Genomic DNA, 22,105 nt, shown 5'->3' on the forward strand with positions numbered 1-22,105 from the left:
TCCGCCCGCACGGTGGCGTCCACCACCGACCCGAACCGGACACCGAGCCCACAACCCCCACACACAACCCGGATATCACAGCCATAGCGGCCACTCCGCCCCGGCCCACGCCCCGTTGACAAGGAGTTCGCGTCAGGGACGGCGCGGATCCCCGGACGCAAACTCCTTGATCAACAAGGGAGAACGGGTCAGCCCGTGTTGCGCATGCCGGCGGCGATGCCGTTGACCGTGGTGAGCAGGGCCCGCTCCAGAGCGGTGCCGTCGTTGGGGGCGCGCCGGCCGCCCGGTGCGGTGGCGACCGCCCGGCCGGCGGCACCGGAGTCCCGGTACTGGCGCAGCAGCGCCACCTGGAGGTGGTGCAGCGGCTCCAGGTAGGTGTCGCGTACCGCCAGGGTGCGCTGGAGCACCGGCGAGTTCTCCAGCAGGGCCGGCGAGGCTGTGACCGCCAGCACCTCCTGCTTGGTCAGCTCGTACTCCTGCTCGATCTTGGCGAAGATCGGGTGCAGCTTCTTCGGCACCAGCGTCTCGACGTACCGGCGGGCGATGGACAGGTCCGTCTTGGTCAGCATCATCTCGACGTTCGACAGGAACGTGCGGAAGAAGTGCCAATTCCGGTTCATCTCGGCGAGCACGTCCTCGAGCCCGGCCGCGCGGGCCGCGGCCAGGCCGGACCCCACGCCGAACCAGCCGGGCACGATCTGCCGGGTCTGCGTCCAGCCGAACACCCACGGGATGGCGCGCAGGCCGGACAGGCCGGCACCGGTGTTCGGCCGCTTCGCCGGCCGGGAGCCGATGTTCAACGCGCCGAGCAGCTCGGTCGGGGTCGACGCCCAGAAGTACGCCGCCAGGTCGGGATCCTCGACCAGCGACCGGTACGACCGGAAGGCCGACTCGGACACCACGTCCATGGTGGCGTCCCAGCGCTCCAGCATCTCGGCCGGCTGCCGGGGTGCGGTGTGCAGCAGCGTGGCCTGGAGCACCGCGGCCATGGTCAGCTCCAGGTTCTCCCGGGCCAGCGCCGGGAGCGTGTACTTGTCGGAGATGACCTCGCCCTGCTCGGTGACCTTGATCGCGCCGTCCAGGGTGCCGTACGGCTGGGCCAGGATGGCGTCGTGGGTCGGGCCGCCGCCCCGGCCGACCGTGCCGCCCCGGCCGTGGAAGAGCCGCAGGTGCACGCCGTGCCGGGCGGCCACGTCACGCAGCGCCCGCTGGGCCCGGTGGATGGACCACTGGCTGGTGGTGATGCCGGCCTCCTTGTTGGAGTCGGAGTAGCCCAGCATCACCTCCTGCACGTCGCCCCGGGCCGCCACCAGCGCCCGGTAGGCCGGCAGCGACAGCAGCTCGTCCAGCAGCTCGCCACCGGCGTTCAGCTCGGCCGGGGTCTCCAGCAGCGGCACGATGCCGATCCGGGCCCGGCCGCTGTGCACGTCGACCAGGCCGGCCTCGCGGGCCAGCACCACGGCCGCCAGCACGTCGTCGACGCCCAGGGTCATCGAGATGATGTACGACTCGATCACCTCGGTGCCGAACCGGTCCTGCGCCTCGCGGACCGCGGCGAACACGTCGAACGTCTTCCGGGCCGACTCGGTGAGCGGGGTGTCCTGGGTGGAGAGCGGCCGGCGGCCGGTCAGCTCGTCGGCGAGGAGCTTGGTGCGCTCCAGCCGGGTCAGCGACGGGTAGTCGGAGACCTCGCCGACCGCGGCGTAGAGCTGGGCCAGCACCTCGTGGTGCTTCTCGGCGTGCTCCCGGACGTCCATGGTGGCCAGGTGCAGGCCGAACGCGGAGACCGTACGGATGGTCGAGGCGAGCCGGCCGACCGCGGTGAGCTGGCCGGAGTTGCGGGCCAGCGAGGCGCGCAGCAGCTCCAGGTCGGCGATCAGCTCGGCCGAGCCGCGGTAGTCCCGCCCCGGCACGTGCGCGGTGCCGCTGCGCAGCCGCTCCCGGGTGTTGGCCAGCTTCGCCTTCACGCACCGAGCCTTGAGCCGGTACGGCTCCTCGGCGTTGACCCGGCGGAACCGGGGCGCCACCTCGGGCAGCGCGTCCAGGTCGGCGGCGAGGCTGGCCGAGAGGTCCAGCGAGACCGCGCGCAGCCGGCGGGAGACGCTGACCTCGCTGATCAGCTCGTCCATCGCCCGCTCGGTGGCCTCGATGCCGTGCTCGTGCTGGATCCGCAGCACTTCCCGGGTGACCGCCGGGGTGACGAACGGGTTGCCGTCCCGGTCGCCGCCGATCCAGGTGCCGAAGGTCAGCGGGCGGGCCGTCGGCGAGGTCTCGACGCCCAGGGTGCGCAGCGTGTCGGCGAGGTCGTCGAGGACCTGCGGCGCGGCCTCGGCGTGCAGGTCGCGCAGGTAGTAGATGGCGTTGCGTGCCTCGTCGGTCGGGTCCGGCCGGTCCAACCGCAGCTCGTCGGTCTGCCACATCAGGTCGAGCAACTCGGCCAGGCGCCGGTTGGCCGGCCCCTCGTCGCTGGCGCCGTAGAGGATGGCGTTCGCGGTCTCGGTGTCCAACTCGTCGGCGATCGCGCGCAGCTTGGACAGGATGGACCGGCGGGCCGCCTCGGTGGGGTGGGCGGTGAAGACCGGGCGTACCGCGAGCCGGCGGGCGGCGGCGGCGATCTCCTCGGCCGGCACGCCGCGTTCGGCGATCATCTTGGCCGCCTGGTCCAGCCAGCCGCCGTGCATGGCCCGGCGCCGGCGCAGGTCGCGGGCCCGGTGCACCTGCTCGGTGATGTTGGCCAGGTGGAAGTAGGTGGAGAAGGCCCGGGCCAGCTTGGTCCCGGTGGTGACGTCGAGACCGCCGAGGCGCTGCGCGGCGGCCGGCGGGTCGGCGCGGACCTGGGCGCGGATCTCCTCGACCAGGTCGAGCAGCGGACGGCCCTCCTGCCGGGCGAGGGTCTGCCCGAGGAGCGTGCCGAGGCGGCGGATGTCGGCCCGCAGTGCGGCGTCCGGGCCGTCGTGGTCGTGCTGGTCGGTCACGGGTGCGCTCCTTACGTGAGTACGAAGGACAGCGCTGTCCGACTCCCTGGATGGTATCCGTGCCGGGGCCGACCGGAGCATGGGGATCGCGTGATGATCTGCACTCCGGGACGGCCGGTGCGGGTCAGTCAACGGTCCGTGGCCCGTCGCCGGCGGCGGGCCGGCTCCCGGCGGCGCGGGCGGCCCGGCGGTGCGCCTGGAAGATCGTCGCGGTGATCAGCCCGAGCGCGCCGAGCAGCGCCCACAGGATCAGCCCGGCCACGGCCCAGCCGGCCGAGCGGCGATCGAAGTAGACCGCCGAGCGGATCAGGTCGGTGGCCAGTCCGGGCACGTTCCAGCGGTGCATGCCGCGCATCCAGTCGGGCAGGAACTCGGGGGCGTAGATGCCGCCGGAGCCGGGATTGCCGAGCACCACGAGCAGCAGGATGACGATGCCGGTGCCGATCACGCCGAGCCAGGCCTGCACGGCGGCGGCCACCATGGCGGCGGCGAAGACGGTCAGCGCGCCCACCCCGGAGAGCGCCAGGATGTCGTGGTCCCAGACGTCGAGCACCGGACCGACCACGACGGCCCCGACGATTCCGAGCACCACCGAGTAGACCGCGAGCGCGGCGATCCGCAGGCCGGCCCGGGGCAGGCCGGCCGGCGCGGTGCGGGTCTGCAGGGCGAGCGCGGTGGAGGCGAGATAGCCGCCGAGCACGAGGCCGACCGCCAGGTAGAACGGGACGAGGCCGCGCGGGTCGGTCTCCGCCACCGGCACCTCGTCGGCGACCTGGATCGGCACGCCGGCCTGCCGGGCGGCCTCGGTGAGCACCTGGGTCACCAGTTCGGCGGCGGCCGGCGAGGAGGCGCTGGCGGTGGTGAGTCGCAGCCCGTTGTCCGGGCCGGTGGTCAGCACCCCGTAGACGGCGCGGGCGGTCAGGCCGTCGGCGGCGGCCGCCAGGTCGTCGTACTCGATCGGTTTGAGCTTGTCGGTGCGCTGCCGCACGGCGGCCAGCACGGCCTGGGCGCGCTGGTCGCCGAGCACCACCCCGACCGGGACGTCCCGCGGGTTGGGTTGGTGCAGCGCGCCCACGTACGCGGCGATGAACGCGGTGGCCAGGGCGAGCGTGCCGACCAGCAACGCCGCGGTGCGCGGCAGCCACCGGCGTACCGGAAGGTCCCGCTCCGCCTCGTCCACGGGCTCAGCCTATTGCGGGCAAATGCCCAGCTTGGGCGGTTTTCCCGGCGGAAGCGCCGACCCGGCCGGACAGGCCCGGACCATGACGCCGCCCCGCTGTCCCGCCCGGGGCGATCCGCGGGACGACCCGACCGCCGTCGGTGCCGGCGCCGGGGACCTGACGCTGGCCGGCCGAACCCGCGGTCAGCCGTCGACGGTGGCGAAGGCGCGCACCGGGAAGGTGCCCATGCCGGCCACCCGGGGCGGCGCGGCGGTGAACCGGAACCCCTCCGGCGGCAGGGCGGCCAGCCCGGTCAGGTGCTCCACGATCGGGATGCCGGCGGCCAGCAGGCCACTGTGCGCGGGACGCTGCCCGGCGGCCGCCGGGGTCATGTCGTCGATGTTGATCGAGTCGATGCCGACCAGTGCCGCGCCCGCCTCGACCAGCCAGTCCGCGCCGTCGCCGGTCAGGTAGGGCGCGTCCGGGGCGGCTGCCAGCCGGGCAGGGTGACCATCCCGTCGCTGATCACGTGGCTGAGCTCGATCAGCCGCCGGCCGCCCCCGACCGCCGGCGCACCGGTGCCCCGGCCGCCCTTGTGCGGCTCCGCGATGATCGTCTTGCCGCTGATCCGCACCTCGGCGACCATGAGCAGCCCGAGGTGCCGGACGAAGAGCGCGGCCAGTTCCGGGTCGGTCAGGTCGCGGCCGGGAATGTCGAGCCGGAAGCCCTCGGTGCGGAGCCCGCCGCCGTTGGCGAAGGTGACCTCGGCGTCGAACTGCGCCCGGTACTGCTCAACCATGCCGCTCACCGCAGCACGTCGGGCGTCCCACGGTCAACCTCGCGGCCGCCGGTGCCGGCGGCAGGGGAGGTGCCGCGCTGGGGGAGCGCGGCACCTCCGGCGGCCCCGCTGCGTGGCGGACCTCCTGCGCGGCCCGAGCCGGGGCGTCGGGCCCCCCCGAATGGGTCCGCGTGCCCCCGCCGTCCCGGCGCCCTGGGGCGACCGGGATCGGGCCGGTGCGGACAATCCTCGGCCGGTCGGCCGGCCCGGTCTTGTAAAAATGTGCGCGGTTCGGGTCCGGACCCCGCTCAGGCGGCCCCGGTCCGCGGCGCGGTGCCGTGCAACAGCCGCCGCAACCGGGCCGGCGGGTGGCCCACCTGGTCCCGGAGCACCCGGGTCAGGTGCGCCTGGTCGGCGAAGCCGTAGTCGCTGGCCAGCGCGCCGAGCGGGCGCCCGTCCGGCTCGACCAGGGTGTCCAGCACCGCCTGGACCCGCAGCCGGTTCCGGTACGCGGTCAGGCTGCTCCCGGTGACCCGCTGGAAGACCCGGCTCAGGTGGTGCGGCGAGCAGCCGACCGCCCGGGCGACCTCGTCGAGGCCGAGCGAGAAGTCGGAGGTGGCCAGCACCTCCCGGGCCCGGTCGGCGAGGCGCCGGTGCGCGGCGAGCGTCGCCGGGCGCCGCCGGATCGCGTGGTCGAGGTCGGCGTCGGCCCCCTCGGCGGCCAGCCGGCTGTGCTGGAGCAGCCGGCCCAGGAAGCGGTGGAACCGCTCGGCCAGCTCGAAGCCGTCCAGCCGGCGCCGGGACGCGGCGACCAACTGCCGGTGCGCCAGGTCCAGGGCCGGGTCGGAGTGGCCCTCCCAGCCGTCGCGGGCGAACCAGCGGGCCGCGTCCGGCCGTTCGGCCAGCACCTCGTGATCCACCTCGAGGCAGGTGTACGAGTCGCCGCAGCCGTACGGGTGGGCCACCGCCATCTCGTCGCCGGGCCGGGCGAACAGCACGGAGGTGCTGTCGGCGACCGCCGTACGCCCGTTGAACCGGCGGTGGTAGGCCCCCGACACGCCGATGATGACCTTGTAGCGGTCGTCCGCCACGCTCTCCGACCAACCATGGTCCTCGACGATGCAGCGGGCCTGGTAGATCAGGATCCCGCCCGGATGGCCGAGCACCCGCCAGTGGGCGGACGTGGTGCTCCGGCGCGGATCACTGCCGACTCCCTCGGGCAAGGCGACTCTCCCCCCGGTGGCCCGTCCCGGCGTGCCGTGCCGAGCGGGTTCCTGGAGAGATAGTGTCGATCCGACAGACCCCCCGTCCAGCCCGGGCGAGGGGTGATCGTCGTGTGCTCTCCGCGGGGAAGTGATCACGCATGCTCACCGGACTGTTCGCCGCCGCCCTGGCCGATCCCGGGCTGGCCCGCGCGCGTGACCTGGCGCGCTCCGGTGCCGCCCAGGTCGACGGCCTGGACCTGACCGCCCCGGCCGCGCTGCGCCCGTTCGCCGTCGCGGCCGTCGCCGCCGACGAGCCGGCCGGGGGCGCCGGACGGCCGGTGCTCGCGGTGACCGCCACCACCCGGGAGGCCGACGACCTGGCCGCCGCGCTGGGCAGCCTGCTCCCGCCGGAGCAGGTGGCCGTCTTCCCGTCCTGGGAGACGCTGCCGCACGAGCGGCTCTCGCCCCGCTCGGACACCGTCGGGCGGCGGCTGGCCGTGCTGCGCCGGCTGGCCCACCCGGACGCGGCCGACGCGCACGGGCGTACCGGCCCGCTGCGGGTGGTCGTGGCGCCCGTCCGGTCGCTGCTCCAGCCGCAGCTCAAGGGGCTCGGCGACCTGGAACCGGTGCAGCTCGCCGCCGGCGACGAGGCGGACCTGGAGGAGATCGCCCGCCGGCTCACCGACATGGCGTACGCCCGGGTGGACCTGGTCACCAAGCGCGGCGAGTTCGCGGTGCGCGGCGGCATCCTCGACGTCTTCCCGCCCACCGACGAGCACCCGTCCCGGGTCGAGTTCTGGGGCGACGAGGTGGAGGAGATCCGCACCTTCGCCGTGGCCGACCAGCGCACCATCGAGGGCGTGGCGCAGCTGTGGGCGCCGCCGTGCCGGGAGCTGCTGCTGACCCCGGAGGTGCGGAAGCGGGCCGCCGCGCTCGCCGCCGAGCATCGCGAGCTGACCGAGATCCTGGACAAGCTGGCCGAGGGCATCCCGGTCGAGGGGATGGAGTCGCTGGCCCCGGCGCTGATCGGTGCCGACGCGCTGGAGCTGCTCGTCGACTGCATGCCGGCCGGCACCCACGTGCTGCTCTGCGACCCGGAGCGGATCCGCACCCGGGCGCACGACCTGGTCCGTACCTCGGAGGAGTTCCTCCAGGCCAGCTGGGCCGCGGCCGCCGTCGGTGGCCAGGCCCCGGTCGACCTCGGCGCCGCCGCCTTCAAGACCCTGGCCGACGTACGCACCCGCGCCCGCGCCCTGGGCCAGCCGTGGTGGACGCTCGCGCCGTTCGGCCTGGTAGAAGCGGAGGCCACGCCCGCCCGGCAGCCGTGGGAGGACGAGCCGACCGGGGTCGACGTCACCCCGGACGACGCCATCGCGGTCACCCTGGCCGCCCAGCCCGCCCCGCTCTATCACGGCGAGACCGCCCGGGTGGTCGACGACCTGAAGCGCTGGGCCGGCGAGGGCTGGTCGATCGCGTTGGTCTTCGAGGGGCACGGCCCGGCCCAGCGGGCCGTCGAGGTGCTCCGCGACGCCGGCCTGGGCGCCCGGCTCACCGAGGAGGTGCCGACCGCGCCGGCCCCCGGCGAGCTGCTGGTCTCCTGCGGCTGCCTGACCGCCGGCTTCGTCGACGAGGCGTCCCGGTTCGTGCTGCTCACCGGCGACGACGTCACCGGCGGCCGGGGCACCTCCACCCGCGACATGCGCAAGCTGCCCAGCCGGCGGCGCAACACCATCGACCCGCTGGAGCTGCGGGCCGGCGACTTCGTGGTGCACGAGCAGCACGGCATCGGCCGGTACGTCGAGCTGGTCCAGCGCACCGTCAACGGCGCGAGCCGGGAGTACCTGGTCATCGAGTACGCGCCGAGCAAGCGCGGCCAGCCCGGCGACCGGCTCTTCGTCCCCACCGACCAGCTCGACCAGCTCTCCCGGTACGTCGGCGGCGAGCAGCCCACGCTGCACAAGATGGGCGGCTCGGACTGGCAGAAGTCCAAGGCCCGGGCGCGCAAGGCGGTCCGCGAGATCGCCGCGCAGCTCATCCAGCTCTACGCCGCGCGCAAGGCGTCCAAGGGGCACAACTTCGGCCCCGACACCCCGTGGCAGCGGGAGCTGGAGGACGCGTTCCCGTGGCAGGAGACGCCCGACCAGCTGGCCGCCATCGAGGAGGTCAAGCGGGACATGGAGCAGACCGTCCCGATGGACCGGCTGATCTGCGGCGACGTCGGCTACGGCAAGACCGAGATCGCGGTCCGGGCGGCGTTCAAGGCGGTGCAGGACGGCAAGCAGGTGGCCGTGCTGGTGCCCACCACCCTGCTGGTGCAGCAGCACTACAACACGTTCGCCGAGCGGATGAGCCAGTTCCCGGTGTCGATCCGGCAGCTGAGCCGGTTCCAGACGCCGAAGGAGACCGAGCGGACGCTGGAGATGATCGCCGACGGCACCGTCGACATCGTGATCGGCACCCACCGGCTGCTCCAGGCGTCCACCCGGTTCAAGTCGCTCGGGCTGGTCATCATCGACGAGGAGCAGCGCTTCGGCGTCGAGCACAAGGAGCACCTGAAGACGCTGCGCGCCTCGGTCGACGTGCTGGCCATGTCGGCCACCCCGATCCCGCGCACGCTGGAGATGGCGATCACCGGCATCCGGGAGATGTCCACCATCGCCACCCCGCCCGAGGAGCGGCACCCGGTGCTCACCTTCGTGGGAGCGTACGACGACCGGCAGGTGGCCGCCTCCATCCACCGGGAGCTGCTCCGCGACGGGCAGGTGTTCTACCTGCACAACCGGGTCGAGTCGATCGACCGGGCGGCCCGGCGGATCCGGGAGCTGGTGCCCGAGGCCCGGGTGGCGGTGGCGCACGGCCAGATGGGCGAGGATGCGCTGGAAAAGGTGATGGTCGGCTTCTGGGAGAAGGAGTTCGACGTCCTGGTCTGCACCACGATCGTGGAGTCCGGCATCGACATCCCGAACGCCAACACGCTGATCGTGGAGCGGGCCGACCTGCTCGGCCTGGCCCAGCTGCACCAGATCCGGGGCCGGGTCGGCCGCGGCCGGGAGCGGGCGTACGCGTACTTCCTCTATCCGCCGGACAAGCCGCTCACCGAGAACGCGCACGAGCGGCTGGCCACCATCGCCCAGCACACCGAGCTGGGCGCGGGCATGTACGTGGCGATGAAGGACCTGGAGATCCGGGGCGCCGGCAACCTGCTCGGCGGCGAGCAGTCCGGGCACATCGAGGGCGTCGGTTTCGACCTGTACGTCCGGATGGTCGGCGAGGCGGTCTCCGCGTTCAAGGGCGAGCGGCCGGAGGAGGAGGTCGACGTCAAGATCGATCTGCCGGTCGACGCGCATCTGCCGCACGACTACGTCGCGGTGGAGCGGCTGCGCCTGGAGATGTACCGCAAGCTCGCCGAGGCCCGGGACGACGAGCGGCTGCGCGAGGTGGTCGCCGAGATGACCGACCGGTACGGCGAGCCGCCCACCCCGGTGCAGAACCTGGTGGCGGTGGCCCGGTTCCGGTTGCTGGCCCGCCGCTACGGCCTGACCGACGTGTCGATGCAGGGCAAGCACCTCCGGTTCGGCCCGCTGCCGCTGCCCGACTCGAAGCAGCTGCGGCTCAAGCGCTACCACCCGGACTCGGTCTACAAGGCCGCGCTCGACCAGGTCAGCGTGCCCCGGCCGAGCACCCGCCGGATCGGCGGCGAACCGCTGCGCGACCAGGCGCTGCTGGAGTGGTGCGCCCAGCTCCTCTCCGACGTGCTCGGCAAGCCCGAGGAGCTGGCCGGTTCTGCCAGCCCCGCAGTGGCGAGCGGGAGGTGACCCGGCGAGCCGGCGGTGGCCGGGGCGCGGTGTGGTGGGCACCCAGGTGGGCGGCGTCACAGCCGGGCGCCGGGCGTGAGAGAGTGGCCGTCATGCGTGCTCGCCGTCTCTTCGCCGCCGCCAGCGTCGCGGCCCTCGCTGTGCTTCCCGTCGCCGGCTGCGGCCGGTCCGCCCCGGACGTCGCCGCGTACGTCGGCGACACCAGCTACTCGATCGACCGGGTCAACACCATCCGGGACGAGGCCGCGCGGGCGTACGCCGGCGTGGTCAAGTCCGCCGAGGAGCAGGGCCAGCAGGTGCCGGCCGAGCGGCGGCAGCTGGACCTGGACGGCCAGGACGTGGTCAACCTGCTGGTCGGCCTCGACCTGGGCAAGCGGATCGTCGCGGCGAAGCAGCTGCAGACCGCCGACGAGATCAGCCCGGCGGACATCGGGCAGGCGCTCAACGTGCCGGACACCGAGTACGCGCGGCTCGCCGCCGAGTGGTACGACGTCTTCGCCGCGCTCGGCAAGGGGCTGCCGAAGGCGGAGCTGTCCGACGCCGACCGGACCGCCGTCTACGCGGCGCTGGTGAAGGCGAACGTGGCCCCGGCCGGCTGGTCCGCGGACGACCAGCGCAAGGCCTTCGCCGACCCGACCATCGCGCCGCAGCTGTCGGCCGTGGTGGGGCTGAGTGAGGCGCTGAAGGACGAGGTGGAGCGCCAGGACGTCCGGGTGAACCCGCGCTACGCGTCGCTCGCCGTGCCGGCCCTGCTCCAGCTGCGCACCATCAGCCTCTACGATCTGCCGTACGTCGACGGCGCCGACGAGGTGACCGACATCTCGACCCCGGAGCCGGAGGCCACCGACCCGGCCGAGACGGACGCCTCCACCGGCCCGGCCACCACCTGAGCATGACGGCACGGATCGTCCTGCTGGTCACCTCGCCCCGGCTGCCGGCCGGCTTGCTGACCGCGGCCGCCTGGGACGTCGTACGCGAAGCTCCGGTGCTGGCCGGCGCGGAGAGCGAGCTGACCCGGGTGGTCCGCACGGCCGGTGCCGAGGTGGCCGTGGTCACCGGGGGCGCGACGCAGGCGCTGCTCGACGCGGCGGCGGCCCACGGCAGCGCGGTCTGGCTGGCCGGACCGACCGGGGACGAGGCGCTGGCCCGGGAGCTGGGGCTGCGGCTGGCCCGCGAGCCGGGGCTGGCCGAGCTGGAGCTGATGTACGGCTCCTGGGATCCGCCGGGCGCGCGGCTGCTCGACGCGGTCGAGGTGATGGACCGGCTCGCCTCGCCGGGCGGCGACCCGTGGAAGCGCGCGCAGACGCACCGCAGCCTGGCCGGCTTCCTGCTGGAGGAGTGCTACGAGGCGTACGACGCGATCAGCGCCGACGACACCGACGCGCTCCGCGAGGAGCTGGGTGACGTGCTGCTCCAGGTGCTGCTGCACGCCCGGCTCGCCGAGGACCTGCCCGAGGGGAAGAGCTGGACGGTCGATGACGTGGCCGGCGGCCTGGTCGACAAGATGGTCCGACGCAACCCGCACGTCTTCGCCGGGGTCGAGGCCGGCTCGATCGAGGAGATCGAGGCGAACTGGGAGCGGATCAAGCGGGCGGAGAAGACCCGGGAGTCGGTGCTGGACGGCATCGCGTTGAGCCAGCCGGCCCTCGCCCTGGCCGCGAAGATCCTGGACCGGGCGGCCCGGATCGGCCTGGCCGTGCCCCCGCCGCTCGCCGAGTCCCAGGTCGACCCGGAGGCCCGGCTCGGCGCCGGCCTGCTCGCCACGGTCGCCGCCGCGAGGCGGGCGGGAATCGACCCCGAGGCCGCCCTCCGCCGGGCCAGCCTGGCCTACGCGCAGGCCGTCCGCACCGCCGAACGCCCCGCCCACCCCACCCCCGACCAGCCGAGCTGATCAAGGAGCTCGCGGCCGGAAACCGGGCTCGGCTGACGCAGCTCCGTGATCAACCGGAGCGGCGGTGGAGACCGGGAAGCCGGGTAGATCGGTAGGGTTTCGGCATGGAAGCGTTTGGGCCGCTCGCCGAGCGGATCGTGGAGGCGTTGCTGGAGAGCCGGCCCGGGCTGGCCACGTCCGCCGGGGACCATCGGTACGACGACCGGCTGCCCGACCTCTCCGCCGACGCCCTCGCCGCCGACCAGGCGATGCTCAAGGACGCGGCCGACGCGCTCGCCGAGATCGACCCGGACGCCCTCGACGTCGCGGAACAGGTCGACCACGCCCTGCTCAGCAACCTGGTCGACGGAGGGCTCTTCGAGGCCACCGAGATCCGCAGCCACGAGTGGGACCCGCTGCGGCACAACCCCGGCCCGCTGCTGCACGCCCTGCTGGCCCGCCCGTACGCGCCGGCCGAGGAGCGGCTCACCCACCTGGCCGGGCGGCTCGCCGCCGTACCCGACGCGCTGGCCACCGCCCGCGCGACGCTGCGCGACATGCCCCGGATCCACGCCGAGACGGCGATCGGGCAGTTCACCGGCACGGCGGCGCTGATCCGCGATGAGGTGCCGGCGCTGCTGGCCGAGGCGCCAGCCCTGCACGGCCGGGTGGAGCCGGCCGCCACCGCGGCGATCGCCGCGCTGGAGGAGTTCGTGGCCTGGCTGCGGATGGGGCTGGTCGCCGACACCGGCCCGGGGCGCGACCCGCGGCTGGGCCGGCGCCGGTGGGAGGCGCGGCTCTGGCACACCCTGGACACCGAGCTGAGCGCCGCCGAGATCCAGCGCCGGGCCTGGGCCAACCTCGACCGGGTCGGCGCCGAGCTCCGCGCGGCGGCCGTCGAGCTGGTCGGCGGCCCGGCGGACGACGAGACGGTACGCCGGGCGCTGGACCTGCTCGCCGCCGAGCACCCGGACGACGCCACCATCGTCGACCTCGCCTCGGTCACCCTGGACGAGGCGACCGACTTCGTCCGCGCGCACGACCTGGTCACCCTGGTCGACGACCCGTGTGTGATCCAGGAGATGCCGGAGTTCGCCCGGGGCGTGGCGGTGGCCTACTGCGACTCGCCCGGCCCGCTGGAGACGGCAGACGTGCCGACCTTCTACTGCATCGCGCCCACCCCGGCGGACTGGCCGGCGCACCGGGTCGACTCCTTCTACCGGGAGTACAACGACCACATGATCCGGAACCTGACCGTGCACGAGGCGATGCCGGGCCATTTCCTCCAGCTCGCCCACGCCCGCCGCTACGCCGGGCCCACCCGGGTCCGCGCGCTCACCGAGTCGGGGGTGTTCGTCGAGGGCTGGGCGGTCTACGCCGAGGAGCTGATGGCCGGGCTCGGCTTCGGCGGCCTGCCGGTCCGGCTCCAGCAGCTCAAGATGCAGCTCCGGATGACCATCAACGCGCTGCTCGACCAGCTCGTGCACGCCGAGGACCTGACCGAGGCCGACGCCATGGCGCTGATGACCGGGCGCGGCTTCCAGGAGGAGGGCGAGGCGGCCGGCAAGTGGCGCCGGGCGCTGCTCACCTCCACCCAGCTCTCCACCTACTTCGTCGGCTACAGCGAGGTCGCCGACATCGCCCGGACCCGCCCGGACGGGGTGCCGGTACGCGACTGGCACGACGCGATGCTGGCGCACGACTGCCCGCCGCCGCGCCACCTGCGTACCCTGCTGGGCCTCGCCTAACGGGTGCTGAACCGGGCCGCCCGGCGGTGGGTGCGCCGGCGGTGCACCGCCGCCGGTTCGCGGCGGCTCGGGCGCAGCAGGTCCGACGAGGCGAACAGCGTCCGCTTCGTCGCCTCCACCAGCGCCAGGTACGCCGCCACGAGCCCCACCAGCACCGGCAGGAAGACGACCGGCAGCGGCCGGAAGCCGAGCGGCCCGGCGACCGGCAGGTACGGGATCAGCCACGCCGCCGCGACCGCGCCGAACGCGGCGAGCAGCAGGGCCCGGCTGGGCCGGCTGCGCCAGAACGGGCTGGTGTGGGTACGGATGACGAACACCACCAGCGTCTGCGTCGCCAGCGACTCCACGAACCAGCCGGTGCGGAACTCGACCGGCCCGGCGTGCAGCACGCTGAGCAGCAGCGCGAAGGTGAGGAAGTCGAAGAGCGAGGAGAGCGGCCCGAAGGTCAGCATGAACCGGCGGATCTCCCGCAGGTCCCAGTGCGCCGGGCGGGCGAGCTGGTCGGCGTCCACCCGGTCGGTGGGGATCGCCACCTGGCTCAGGTCGTAGATCAGGTTGTTGAGCAGGATCTGGGCGGGCAGCATCGGCAGGAACGACAGGAACGCCGACGCCCCGGCCGCGCTGAACATGTTGCCGAAGTTGCTGGACGTGCCCATCAGCACGTACTTGATGGTGTTGGCGAAGATCCGCCGGCCCTCGGTGACCCCGTCGGCGAGCACGTCGAGGTCCTTCTCCAGCAGCAGCACGTCGGCCGCGTCCCGGGCCACGTCGGTGCCGCCGGCCACCGAGATGCCGATGTCGGCGGCGTGCAGGGCCAGCGCGTCGTTCACCCCGTCCCCGAGGAACGCCACGTCCCGGCCGGCGGTCCGCTGGGCGCGGACCAGCCGGGCCTTGTCCTCCGGCGAGACCCGGGCGAAGACCGTGGTGGCCTCGATCGCCGCCGGCAGCGCCGCGTCGTCGATGCCGGCCAGCTCGGACCCGGTCAGCACCCCGGTCACCGGCAGGCCGAGCTGCTCGCAGACCCGGACGGCGACCGCCGGGTGGTCCCCGGTGATCACCTTGACGCCGATGCCCAGCCCGGCGAGCCGGTCCAGCGCGGCCCGGGCGTCCGGCTTCGGCGGATCCAGGAAGACCAGCAGCCCGCCGAAGGTCAGCTCCCGCTCGTCGTCCGGCTCGATGCCGGTCAGTCCGGCCGCGGGCCGGCTGGCCACCGCGGTCACCCGGTCGCCGCCGGCCAGCCGCTCGTCGAGGGCGCGCCGCGCCGCCTCCGGTACGTCCCGGCAGAGCGCCATCACCTCCTCGGGCGCGCCCTTGGTCACCAGCGTCCGCCCGTCCGGCCCGTCCACCAGCACGCTCACCCGGCGGCGCTGATGGTCGAAGGGGAGCAGCCCCACCCGCCGGTACGCGGCGACCGGCTGGGCCCCGGCGTCCGGCGCCGCCCAGAGCGCCCGGTCCATCGGGTTGCCGTCACCGCCGGCGCTGGCCTCGTTGGCGAGCAGGCCGGCCAGCAGCACGTGCGCGTCGGGCCGCCCGTCCGGGCCGAGGGTCTCGGCCAGGCTGAGCCGCCCGTCGGTGAGGGTGCCGGTCTTGTCGGTGAAGAGCACCTCGACGTTGCCCAGGTCCTCCACGCAGACCAGCCGCTTCACCAGCACGCGCCGCCGGGCCAGGGCGCGGGTGCCGGCCGCCAGGCTGGCGGTGACGATCGCGGGGAGCAGCTGCGGGGTGATGCCCACGGCGATCGCCAGGCTGAACAGCACGGCGTCGATCAGCGGCCGGTGCAGCACCAGGTTGATCACGAAGATCACCGCGGTCAGCACGCCCGCCACCCGGGCCAGCATCAGCGAGAACCGGCGCAGCCCGCGCTGGAACTCCGTCTCGCCCGGCCGCTCGCCGAGGCCGGCCGCGATCCGGCCGAACGCGGTGTGCCCGGCCGTCGCGACCACCACCCCCACCCCGGAGCCGGCCCGGACCACCGTGCCCATCAGCGCGCCCGAGGCGAGGTCGCCCAGGGCGGTTCCGGCGGGCACCGGCGCCGGGTCCTTGGCCACGGCGACCGACTCGCCGGTGAGCACCGACTCGTCGCACTCCAGCCGGTGCGTCTCGATGAGCCGCAGGTCGGCCGGCACGATCGTGCCGAGGTCGATCCGCACCACGTCGCCGGGGACGAGGTCGACCACGTCGACCACCTCGGTCCGGCCGCCCCGGACCACCGGCGCGGTGTGCCGTACCCGGTCGTGCAGCGCCGCCCCGGCCCGTTCGGCCCGGTACTCGTTGCCGAAACCGAAGCCCACGCTGATCGCCACGATGACCCCGATGACCAGCGCGTCGGTGCGTTCGCCCACGAAGTAGGAGACGGCGGCGGCGACCAGCAGCAGGCCCAGCAGGGCGGAGCGGAACTGCCGGACCAGGACGGCCAGGGCGGAGACCCGGTGGGTGCGGACCGCGTTCGGGCCGAGGCGGGAGCGGCGGCGGAGCACCTCCTCCGGGGCCAGCCCGGCCGGGCCCGTCCCGAGCGCGGCGGACACCTCGTCGACCGGGCGGGCCGCCGCCTCGGCCAGCGGCAACCAGCCCGCGTCCCGCCCCGCCCCGGCCTCGCGCACCGCCACCGTTCCCGTCGTCCGACCCACCGTCCGGGCCCCCTCACCCATTGCACACCCGGGCCTGACCGCCCGGACCAGCATCCGGCGCGCCGGGCCGGCCGGGTCAGGGCCGTCGGACCCGTCGTCGCGGGCAGGAGGGCCGGACGGGGCCGCGGGCGGGGACCGGGCTCAGCGGGCGGCCGGGGCGGCGACCGCGTCGATCAGCCAGCGCGAGAGGGAGTACGCCGGGGGCAGCTCCGCCGGCAGCGCGTCGACCGGGAACCAGCGCGCCTCGGTCAGCTCCCGCAGGTCGACCACCGGTTCGGCGTCCGGTCCGGTGACGGTGGCGGTGAAGCCGGCCAGCAGGGTCCCCGGCCCGGACATCGCCCAGGGCTGGCTGTCCACGTACCGGGGGCGTTCGATGGTGAGCCGGACCTCCTCGCCCACCTCCCGGTGGGCGGCCGCCTCCAGCGACTCGCCGGCCTCGACGAACCCGGCGACCAGGGCCCACAGCCCGGTCGGCCCGTACGCGTGGCGGACCAGCAGCAGTTCGTCGGGACCGCCGGCCGGGCCGGGACGGGTGATCGCCACCAGCACCGCGACGGAGAGCGGCACGAAGACGGTCAGCCCGCAGTCGGGGCAGCGGCGGGCCGTCTCGTCCGGCACGTCGGCCAGCTCGGTCCGGCAGGCCCCGCACCACCGGTGCGTACGCCGCCAGGTGAGCACGGCGAGGGCCCGGCCGGCGAGGTCGGCCTGTGCGGCGGGCAGGTCGGTGGCGAGGCCGCGCCAGCCGCGCCAGCGGCCGGTCACCGTCTCGGGGTCGGCCACCTCGGCGGCCCAGGCGGGGACGCCGTCCAGCGTGCCGATCGGCTGCCAGTCGAGGTCGGCCGGCAGGTCCCCGATCCGGGGCAGGCCACCCGCCGGGCCGGTCAGCAGCTTGCGGCCGGCCGCCGCGAGGGCCAGGTCGCCGGGCGCGGGTGGGCGGCTCCGGTCGGCGCCCGGCACGAAGCCGGCCCGGCCGGCGCCGGTGGGGTCGGGCGTCCCGGCGGGTCCGGTCGTCACGAGGTGGCGGTACGGCGGTCCACCACGCCGGCCCCGGGCGGCACGTCGAACGCGGCGGCCCGGACCGTGTCGGTGTAGCCGGTCAGCGTCAGCTCGGCGGGCTTGTTGTCGAGGGTGCCGGCGAAGCTGGCCAGCACGCCCTCGTTGGTGACGCAGGCGGTGAAGCGTTCCCCGGCCCGGGTGACGTCGACGCAGGTGGCGTGCCGCCCGGCCAGGGTGGTGTCGCTCTGCTCGATCTCCGCCTCGGGGTCGAACGCGGCGTCGGTGAGCAGCCGGATGACCGCCGGCGGGGTGACCAGCCCGTGCTTGCGGGCCTCCGCGAAGACGATCACGGACGGCTTGCCGGCGGTGAGCACCGGCGGCGACAGCGTGCAGGAGGTGCGCCCGCTGGTGCTGGCGCACCGGGTCACCGCCTGCTGGGTCACCGTGATCTTGCCATCCGGCCAGGTGTACGACGACTGGAGGGGCTTCGCGGTCTGCGCGATCGAGGCGCTCCGACCGCCGGCCAGCTGGTAGTCCGCGGCCCAGGTCTGCTCCAGCGACCGGTCCATCCGGGCGGCCAGGTCGTTGACCAGATCGGCCCGTCCGAGCGCGACTCCGGCATCGTCGACGGCCTGACAGCCGGTGACGGAGAGCGACGCGATGACCGAGGCGGCGAGCACGCGGAGAGTCGTCGTGGCGGCGGGCATGGGCCCCAGCCTTGTCGATCCGGGCAACCTCTCGCAAACCCGTTGCCGGTTGACGCCCGAGAATCCGGGAATGTCCGTGTCCGCAAGCCGGGCCGGTGCGCCCCGAGCGAGGTGCGCTCCGGCACCGACCGATACGCTGCGTTCAACACCTGCCTCAGCCGCACCGTCGCGGCCCATACCGGACCGGAACACACAAACGAGGAGCGACTCAGTGGCAACCATCGAGGGAATCGTCGCCCGGGAGATCCTGGACTCGCGGGGCAACCCGACGGTCGAGGTCGAGGTCGGGCTCGACGACGGCACGATCGCCCGCGCCGCGGTGCCGTCCGGCGCCTCCACCGGCGCCTTCGAGGCGATCGAGCTGCGCGACGGTGACGCCGACCGCTACCAGGGCAAGGGTGTCGAGAAGGCGGTCGCCAACATCGAGGACAAGATCGTCGACCAGCTCATCGGGTACGAGGCCAGCGAGCAGCGGCTGATCGACCAGAAGATGCTCGACATCGACGGCACCGACAACAAGGCCGAGCTGGGCGCGAACGCCATCCTCGGCGTCTCGCTGGCGGTGGCGAAGGCCGCCGCGGGCAGCGCCGAGCTGAGCCTCTTCCGCTACCTGGGCGGCCCGAACGCGCACCTGCTGCCGGTCCCGATGATGAACATCCTCAACGGCGGCGCGCACGCCGACTCGAACGTCGACATCCAGGAGTTCATGATCGCGCCGATCGGCGCGCCCACCTTCCGGGACGCGCTGCGCTCCGGCGCCGAGGTCTACCACGCGCTGAAGTCGGTGCTGAAGAAGAAGGACCTCTCCACCGGCCTGGGCGACGAGGGCGGCTTCGCCCCGAACCTGCCCACCAACGCCGCCGCGCTGGACCTGATCGCCGAGGCGGTGGAGAAGGCCGGCTACCGGCTCGGCACCGACATCGTCTTCGCCCTCGACGTGGCCGCCACCGAGTTCTTCGACAACGGCAGCTACACCTTCGAGGGCGCGGCGAAGAGCGCCGAGGAGATGAGCAACTACTACACCAAGCTCGCCGGCGACTACCCGATCGTGTCCATCGAGGACCCGCTGTCGGAGGACGACTGGAGTGGCTGGGCCACCCTCACCGCGGCGCTCGGCGACCGGATCCAGATCGTCGGCGACGACCTGTTCGTGACCAACCCGCAGCGCATCGCCCGGGGCATCACCGAGAAGGCCGCCAACGCGGTGCTGGTGAAGGTCAACCAGATCGGCTCGCTCACCGAGACGCTGGACGCGGTCGAGCTGGCCCACCGCGCCGGCTTCAGCTGCATGATGAGCCACCGCTCGGGCGAGACCGAGGACACCACCATCGCCGACCTGGCCGTCGCCACCGGCTGCGGGCAGATCAAGACGGGCGCCCCGGCCCGCTCCGACCGGGTCGCGAAGTACAACCAGCTCCTGCGGATCGAGGAGGAGCTGGCCGACGCGGCGCGCTACGCCGGCGCCGGCGCGTTCCCGCGCTACCGTTCGGCCTGAGCCGAGAGCTCCGGGGAGGGGTGTGACGATGCAGCAGCGCCGCACACCGGGTGGTCAGCGTCCCGCCCGCCGGCCGGGTCAGGCCGGCCGGCCGGGCGGTGCCCGGGTCCGGTCGACGGTCCGCGACGGCGGCGTCCGCGCCGAGCCGCGCGCCGCCGGCCGGTCACCCAACGGCACCCGGGGCTCCGACGGCGTACGCGCCGCGAGCCGGCCGGGGGCCGCCCGGCGGACCGGGGCCGGTGGCACGGTCAAGCGGCTCACCGCACCCCAACCCCGGCGCTTCACCGGGCGCGCCACCGTGCTCTTCGCGGTGCTGATCGCGCTCGCCCTGGCGTACACCTATCCGGTCCGGGTCTACCTGGACCAGCAGGCGGACATCGAGCGGATGGAGGCGTCCCAGGCCGACCAGCGCCGCCGGATCGAGGAGCTCACCGCCGAGGCCGCCAAGTGGCAGGACCCGGCGTACATCGAGACCCAGGCCCGGGAACGCTTCTTCATGGGCCGGCCCGGTGAGACCCTGCTGATCGTCCTCTCCGACCCGGAGGGGGCCGCGAAGGACGCCGGCAAGGGCGCCAGGCCGGGGCCGTCGAAGGCGCCCGACCCCTGGTACGACACCCTGTGGTCGAGCGTGCGGGCGGCCAACGCCGAGCGCCCCGACAAGTGACCCGGCTACCCGACGAGAGACAGGTACCGTGAGCGCGAGGAGTGAGCCGGGTCTGCGAGCCCCGCAGTCGCGAACGAAGGCGGAACCGTGAGCGTCGTACCACCGCAGGACCCGGCGGCGGGCTCCGTACCCCCGCCGGAACGGCAACCGGCCACCGAGGCCGACCTGGCCGCGGTGGCCGCGCAGCTCGGCCGCCCGCCCCGCGGCACCCGGGCGGTGGCCCACCGCTGCCCGTGCGGCCTGCCCGACGTGGTGGAGACGACGCCCCGGCTGGCCGACGGCACCCCCTTCCCGACGCTGTACTACCTGACCTGCCCGCGGGCCACCGCGGCGTGCAGCCGGCTGGAGTCGGCGGGCCTGATGAAGGAGATGGCCGAGCGGCTCGCCGCGGACCCGGAGCTGGCCGCCCGCTACCGGGCCGCACACGAGGACTACCTGACCCGCCGGAAGGCGATCGGCGAGGTGCCGGAGATCGCCGGCATCTCGGCCGGCGGCATGCCCGGGCGGGTGAAGTGCCTGCACGTGCACCTGGGGCACGCGCTCGCGGCCGGGCCGGGGGTCAACCCGTTCGGCGACGAGACGCTGGCGCTGGTGGAGAAGTGGTGGGCGGCCGGCCCGTGTGTGGACGTGCCGGCGGCCGGGTGAGATGAGCGCCGCCGACGAGATCACCGTCCGCCGGGCCCGCACCTCCGACGTGCGCGGCATCCGGCGGCTGGTCGACACCTACACCAACGACCGGCGGCTGCTCAGCAAGGCCACCGTCACCCTCTACGAGGACGTGCAGGAGTTCCGGGTGGCGGTCGCCGCGGACGGCACGGTCGTCGGCTGCGGCGCCCTGCACGTGATGTGGGAGGACCTGGCCGAGATCAGGACGGTGGCGGTGGACCCGGTCTGCCGGGGCCGCAAGATCGGGCACCGGATCGTCGGTGAGCTGATCGACGCGGCCCGCGAGGTGGGCGTGGCGAAGATCTTCGTGCTGACCTTCGAGACCGGCTTCTTCCGTTCGTTCGGCTTCCGCGAGATCGACGGCGCACCGGTCCCGGCGCCGGTCTTCGAGCAGCTGCTCCGCTCCTACGACGAGGGCGTCGCCGAGTTCCTCGACCTGGAACGGGTCAAGCCGAACACCCTGGGCAACACCCGGATGCTGCTGCGGCTCTGACCCCGGCTCAGCTTCGCCGGGGATGGGCCGCGAAGAACTCCCAGATCAGATCCGTGGCGGTCAGCCCGGCGTCCGGCGCGGCAAGTTGGCCCGCGGTGGCGCCCGGCCAGGAGTGACTCATCTGCGGCAGGCTCCATACGGTGACGTCGCTGCCGTCGGCGCACCGCGCGTCGGCCCGGGTGATTCCGCCCCGGCCCGAGGCGGCCCGGCCCGGTACCGGCCGACAGCCGAGCCGGCGCTGCCAGGTCCGCAGGCCCTCGTGGAAGGTGTCCGCGTACCGGTCCTGCCCGCCGACGAAGGTGATCACCGAGACCGGCTGCTTCGGCACGTAGCTGTCCGGTTCGGTCAGCGGGCCGCTGTAGCCGCCACTGACCACGCCGATCGCCGCGAACCGACCGTTGCCCTCCACGGCGGCCCGGAAGCTCAGGTCGCCGCCGTTGGAGATGCCGGTCAGATAGACCCGGTCCGGGTCGGCCCGCCAGGCGTCGACCAGGTGGTCGGTGAGCGCGGTGAGGAAGCCGACGTCGTCGGCGGACCCGCAGCAGATCAGCGCGTTGAAGCCGCCGTCCCGCCCGTCCGGGTAGGCGACCAGGAAGTTCTCCCGGTCCGCCCGGGCGTCGAGGCCGGCCAGTTCCCGCATGGCGGCCCCGCTGCCCGGGAAGAAGTGCAGCGCGATCACCAGCGGGGTGGGGCGCGCCGGGTCGTAGCCGGGTGGGGCGTGCAGGAGGTAGCTGCGGGACACCCCGCCGTGGGACAGGGTCAGCCGGTGGTCCCCGGCGGCGGGACGCTCGGCCGGGGCGGCCGGGGCCGATGGCGTGGCGTGGCCGGGCTCCCGTTCCCCGCCGCACCCCGCCCCGGCGTACGCCAGAACCAGCCCCGCCAGCACCGCGATCGTCCGCCGCACGT

The 22,105-nt window shown here is 74.4% G+C and carries 15 protein-coding genes and 1 pseudogene; 8 read left to right on the forward strand and 8 right to left on the reverse strand.

From position 1 onward, the window contains the following. Positions 1-188: 188 nt before the first annotated feature. The 4 genes and pseudogenes from ppc to AB0I11_RS27165 form a co-directional block, all read right to left on the reverse strand. Positions 189-2,975: a phosphoenolpyruvate carboxylase gene (gene ppc, locus AB0I11_RS27150; protein WP_357326397.1), complete on the reverse strand. Its 2,787-nt coding sequence runs from the start codon at positions 2,973-2,975 to the stop codon at positions 189-191. 124 nt (positions 2,976-3,099) lie between these two features. Beyond that, positions 3,100-4,155, reverse strand: a complete 1,056-nt coding sequence (locus AB0I11_RS27155; RefSeq protein WP_357326400.1) for a hypothetical protein — start codon at positions 4,153-4,155, stop codon at positions 3,100-3,102. Between the two features lie 183 nt (positions 4,156-4,338). Beyond that, positions 4,339-4,934, reverse strand: a pseudogene (locus AB0I11_RS27160) (hypothetical protein). Positions 4,935-5,221: 287 nt separating this feature from the next. Further along, complete coding sequence (locus AB0I11_RS27165; protein WP_357326403.1) at positions 5,222-6,136, reverse strand: AraC family transcriptional regulator; 915 nt, start codon at positions 6,134-6,136, stop codon at positions 5,222-5,224. 140 nt (positions 6,137-6,276) lie between these two features. Here AB0I11_RS27165 and mfd point away from each other — a divergent pair, with 140 nt between their 5' ends. The 4 genes from mfd (at position 6,277) to AB0I11_RS27185 (ending at position 13,551) form a co-directional block, all read left to right on the forward strand. Continuing rightward, positions 6,277-9,933 (forward strand): transcription-repair coupling factor, encoded by a 3,657-nt coding sequence (mfd, locus tag AB0I11_RS27170; protein WP_357326406.1) that lies wholly within the window; start codon positions 6,277-6,279, stop codon positions 9,931-9,933. A gap of 92 nt (positions 9,934-10,025) precedes the next feature. Then, entirely contained in the window at positions 10,026-10,823 is a 798-nt protein-coding gene (locus AB0I11_RS27175) for a hypothetical protein (protein WP_357326409.1), read from the forward strand. 2 nt (positions 10,824-10,825) lie between these two features. Then, positions 10,826-11,824, forward strand: coding sequence for a nucleoside triphosphate pyrophosphohydrolase (locus AB0I11_RS27180; protein WP_357326413.1), 999 nt, complete (start codon positions 10,826-10,828; stop codon positions 11,822-11,824). Positions 11,825-11,928: 104 nt separating this feature from the next. Then, positions 11,929-13,551, forward strand: a complete 1,623-nt coding sequence (locus AB0I11_RS27185) for a DUF885 domain-containing protein (RefSeq protein ID WP_357326416.1) — start codon at positions 11,929-11,931, stop codon at positions 13,549-13,551. Here the strand turns inward: AB0I11_RS27185 and mgtA are convergent. The 3 genes from mgtA to AB0I11_RS27200 all read right to left on the reverse strand — a co-directional run bounded on the left by mgtA (position 13,548) and on the right by AB0I11_RS27200 (position 17,881). Next, positions 13,548-16,157 carry a magnesium-translocating P-type ATPase gene (gene mgtA, locus AB0I11_RS27190; protein ID WP_357326419.1) on the reverse strand — a complete coding sequence of 870 codons (2,610 nt, stop codon included), beginning with the start codon at positions 16,155-16,157 and terminating at the stop codon, positions 13,548-13,550. The genes AB0I11_RS27185 and mgtA overlap by 4 nt on opposite strands. Positions 16,158-16,319: 162 nt before the next feature. Next, complete coding sequence (gene nudC, locus AB0I11_RS27195) at positions 16,320-17,192, reverse strand: NAD(+) diphosphatase (RefSeq protein ID WP_357326422.1); 873 nt, start codon at positions 17,190-17,192, stop codon at positions 16,320-16,322. Then, positions 17,189-17,881 (reverse strand): hypothetical protein, encoded by a 693-nt coding sequence (locus tag AB0I11_RS27200; protein ID WP_357326425.1) that lies wholly within the window; start codon positions 17,879-17,881, stop codon positions 17,189-17,191. Before AB0I11_RS27200 ends, nudC begins: the two co-directional genes overlap by 4 nt. Before the next feature lie 211 nt (positions 17,882-18,092). Here AB0I11_RS27200 and eno point away from each other — a divergent pair, with 211 nt between their 5' ends. From eno to AB0I11_RS27220, 4 genes are all read left to right on the forward strand, one after another. Continuing rightward, the gene (gene eno / locus AB0I11_RS27205; protein WP_357326429.1) at positions 18,093-19,376 is read left to right on the forward strand and encodes a phosphopyruvate hydratase; all 1,284 of its coding nucleotides are present in this window, start codon (positions 18,093-18,095) and stop codon (positions 19,374-19,376) included. A 28-nt stretch (positions 19,377-19,404) separates the two neighbouring features. Beyond that, positions 19,405-20,040 (forward strand): septum formation initiator family protein, encoded by a 636-nt coding sequence (locus AB0I11_RS27210; RefSeq protein ID WP_357326432.1) that lies wholly within the window; start codon positions 19,405-19,407, stop codon positions 20,038-20,040. Positions 20,041-20,127: 87 nt separating this feature from the next. Further along, positions 20,128-20,685: a DUF501 domain-containing protein gene (locus tag AB0I11_RS27215; RefSeq protein ID WP_357326435.1), complete on the forward strand. Its 558-nt coding sequence runs from the start codon at positions 20,128-20,130 to the stop codon at positions 20,683-20,685. Position 20,686: 1 nt separating this feature from the next. After that, complete coding sequence (locus tag AB0I11_RS27220) at positions 20,687-21,199, forward strand: amino-acid N-acetyltransferase (RefSeq protein ID WP_357326438.1); 513 nt, start codon at positions 20,687-20,689, stop codon at positions 21,197-21,199. Between the two features lie 7 nt (positions 21,200-21,206). On the opposite strand, the gene AB0I11_RS27225 is transcribed toward AB0I11_RS27220, so the two are convergent. Continuing rightward, positions 21,207-22,103 carry a PHB depolymerase family esterase gene (locus AB0I11_RS27225; RefSeq protein ID WP_357326441.1) on the reverse strand — a complete coding sequence of 299 codons (897 nt, stop codon included), beginning with the start codon at positions 22,101-22,103 and terminating at the stop codon, positions 21,207-21,209. Positions 22,104-22,105: the final 2 nt, after the last annotated feature.

Source organism: Micromonospora sp. NPDC050495 (genome assembly GCF_040655175.1).
Taxonomy (GTDB): Bacteria; Actinomycetota; Actinomycetes; order Mycobacteriales; family Micromonosporaceae; genus Micromonospora.

Bases quoted from the DNA above. Each gene is read 5' to 3' on its own strand.
- mfd (WP_357326406.1), top strand. From the start codon at position 6,277: ATGCTCACCGGACTGTTCGCCGCCGCCCTGGCCGATCCCGGGCTGGCC.
- AB0I11_RS27175 (WP_357326409.1), top strand. From the start codon at position 10,026: ATGCGTGCTCGCCGTCTCTTCGCCGCCGCCAGCGTCGCGGCCCTCGCT.
- AB0I11_RS27180 (WP_357326413.1), top strand. From the start codon at position 10,826: ATGACGGCACGGATCGTCCTGCTGGTCACCTCGCCCCGGCTGCCGGCC.
- AB0I11_RS27185 (WP_357326416.1), top strand. From the start codon at position 11,929: ATGGAAGCGTTTGGGCCGCTCGCCGAGCGGATCGTGGAGGCGTTGCTG.
- AB0I11_RS27200 (WP_357326425.1), bottom strand. From the start codon at position 17,881: ATGCCCGCCGCCACGACGACTCTCCGCGTGCTCGCCGCCTCGGTCATC.
- AB0I11_RS27210 (WP_357326432.1), top strand. From the start codon at position 19,405: ATGCAGCAGCGCCGCACACCGGGTGGTCAGCGTCCCGCCCGCCGGCCG.
- AB0I11_RS27220 (WP_357326438.1), top strand. From the start codon at position 20,687: ATGAGCGCCGCCGACGAGATCACCGTCCGCCGGGCCCGCACCTCCGAC.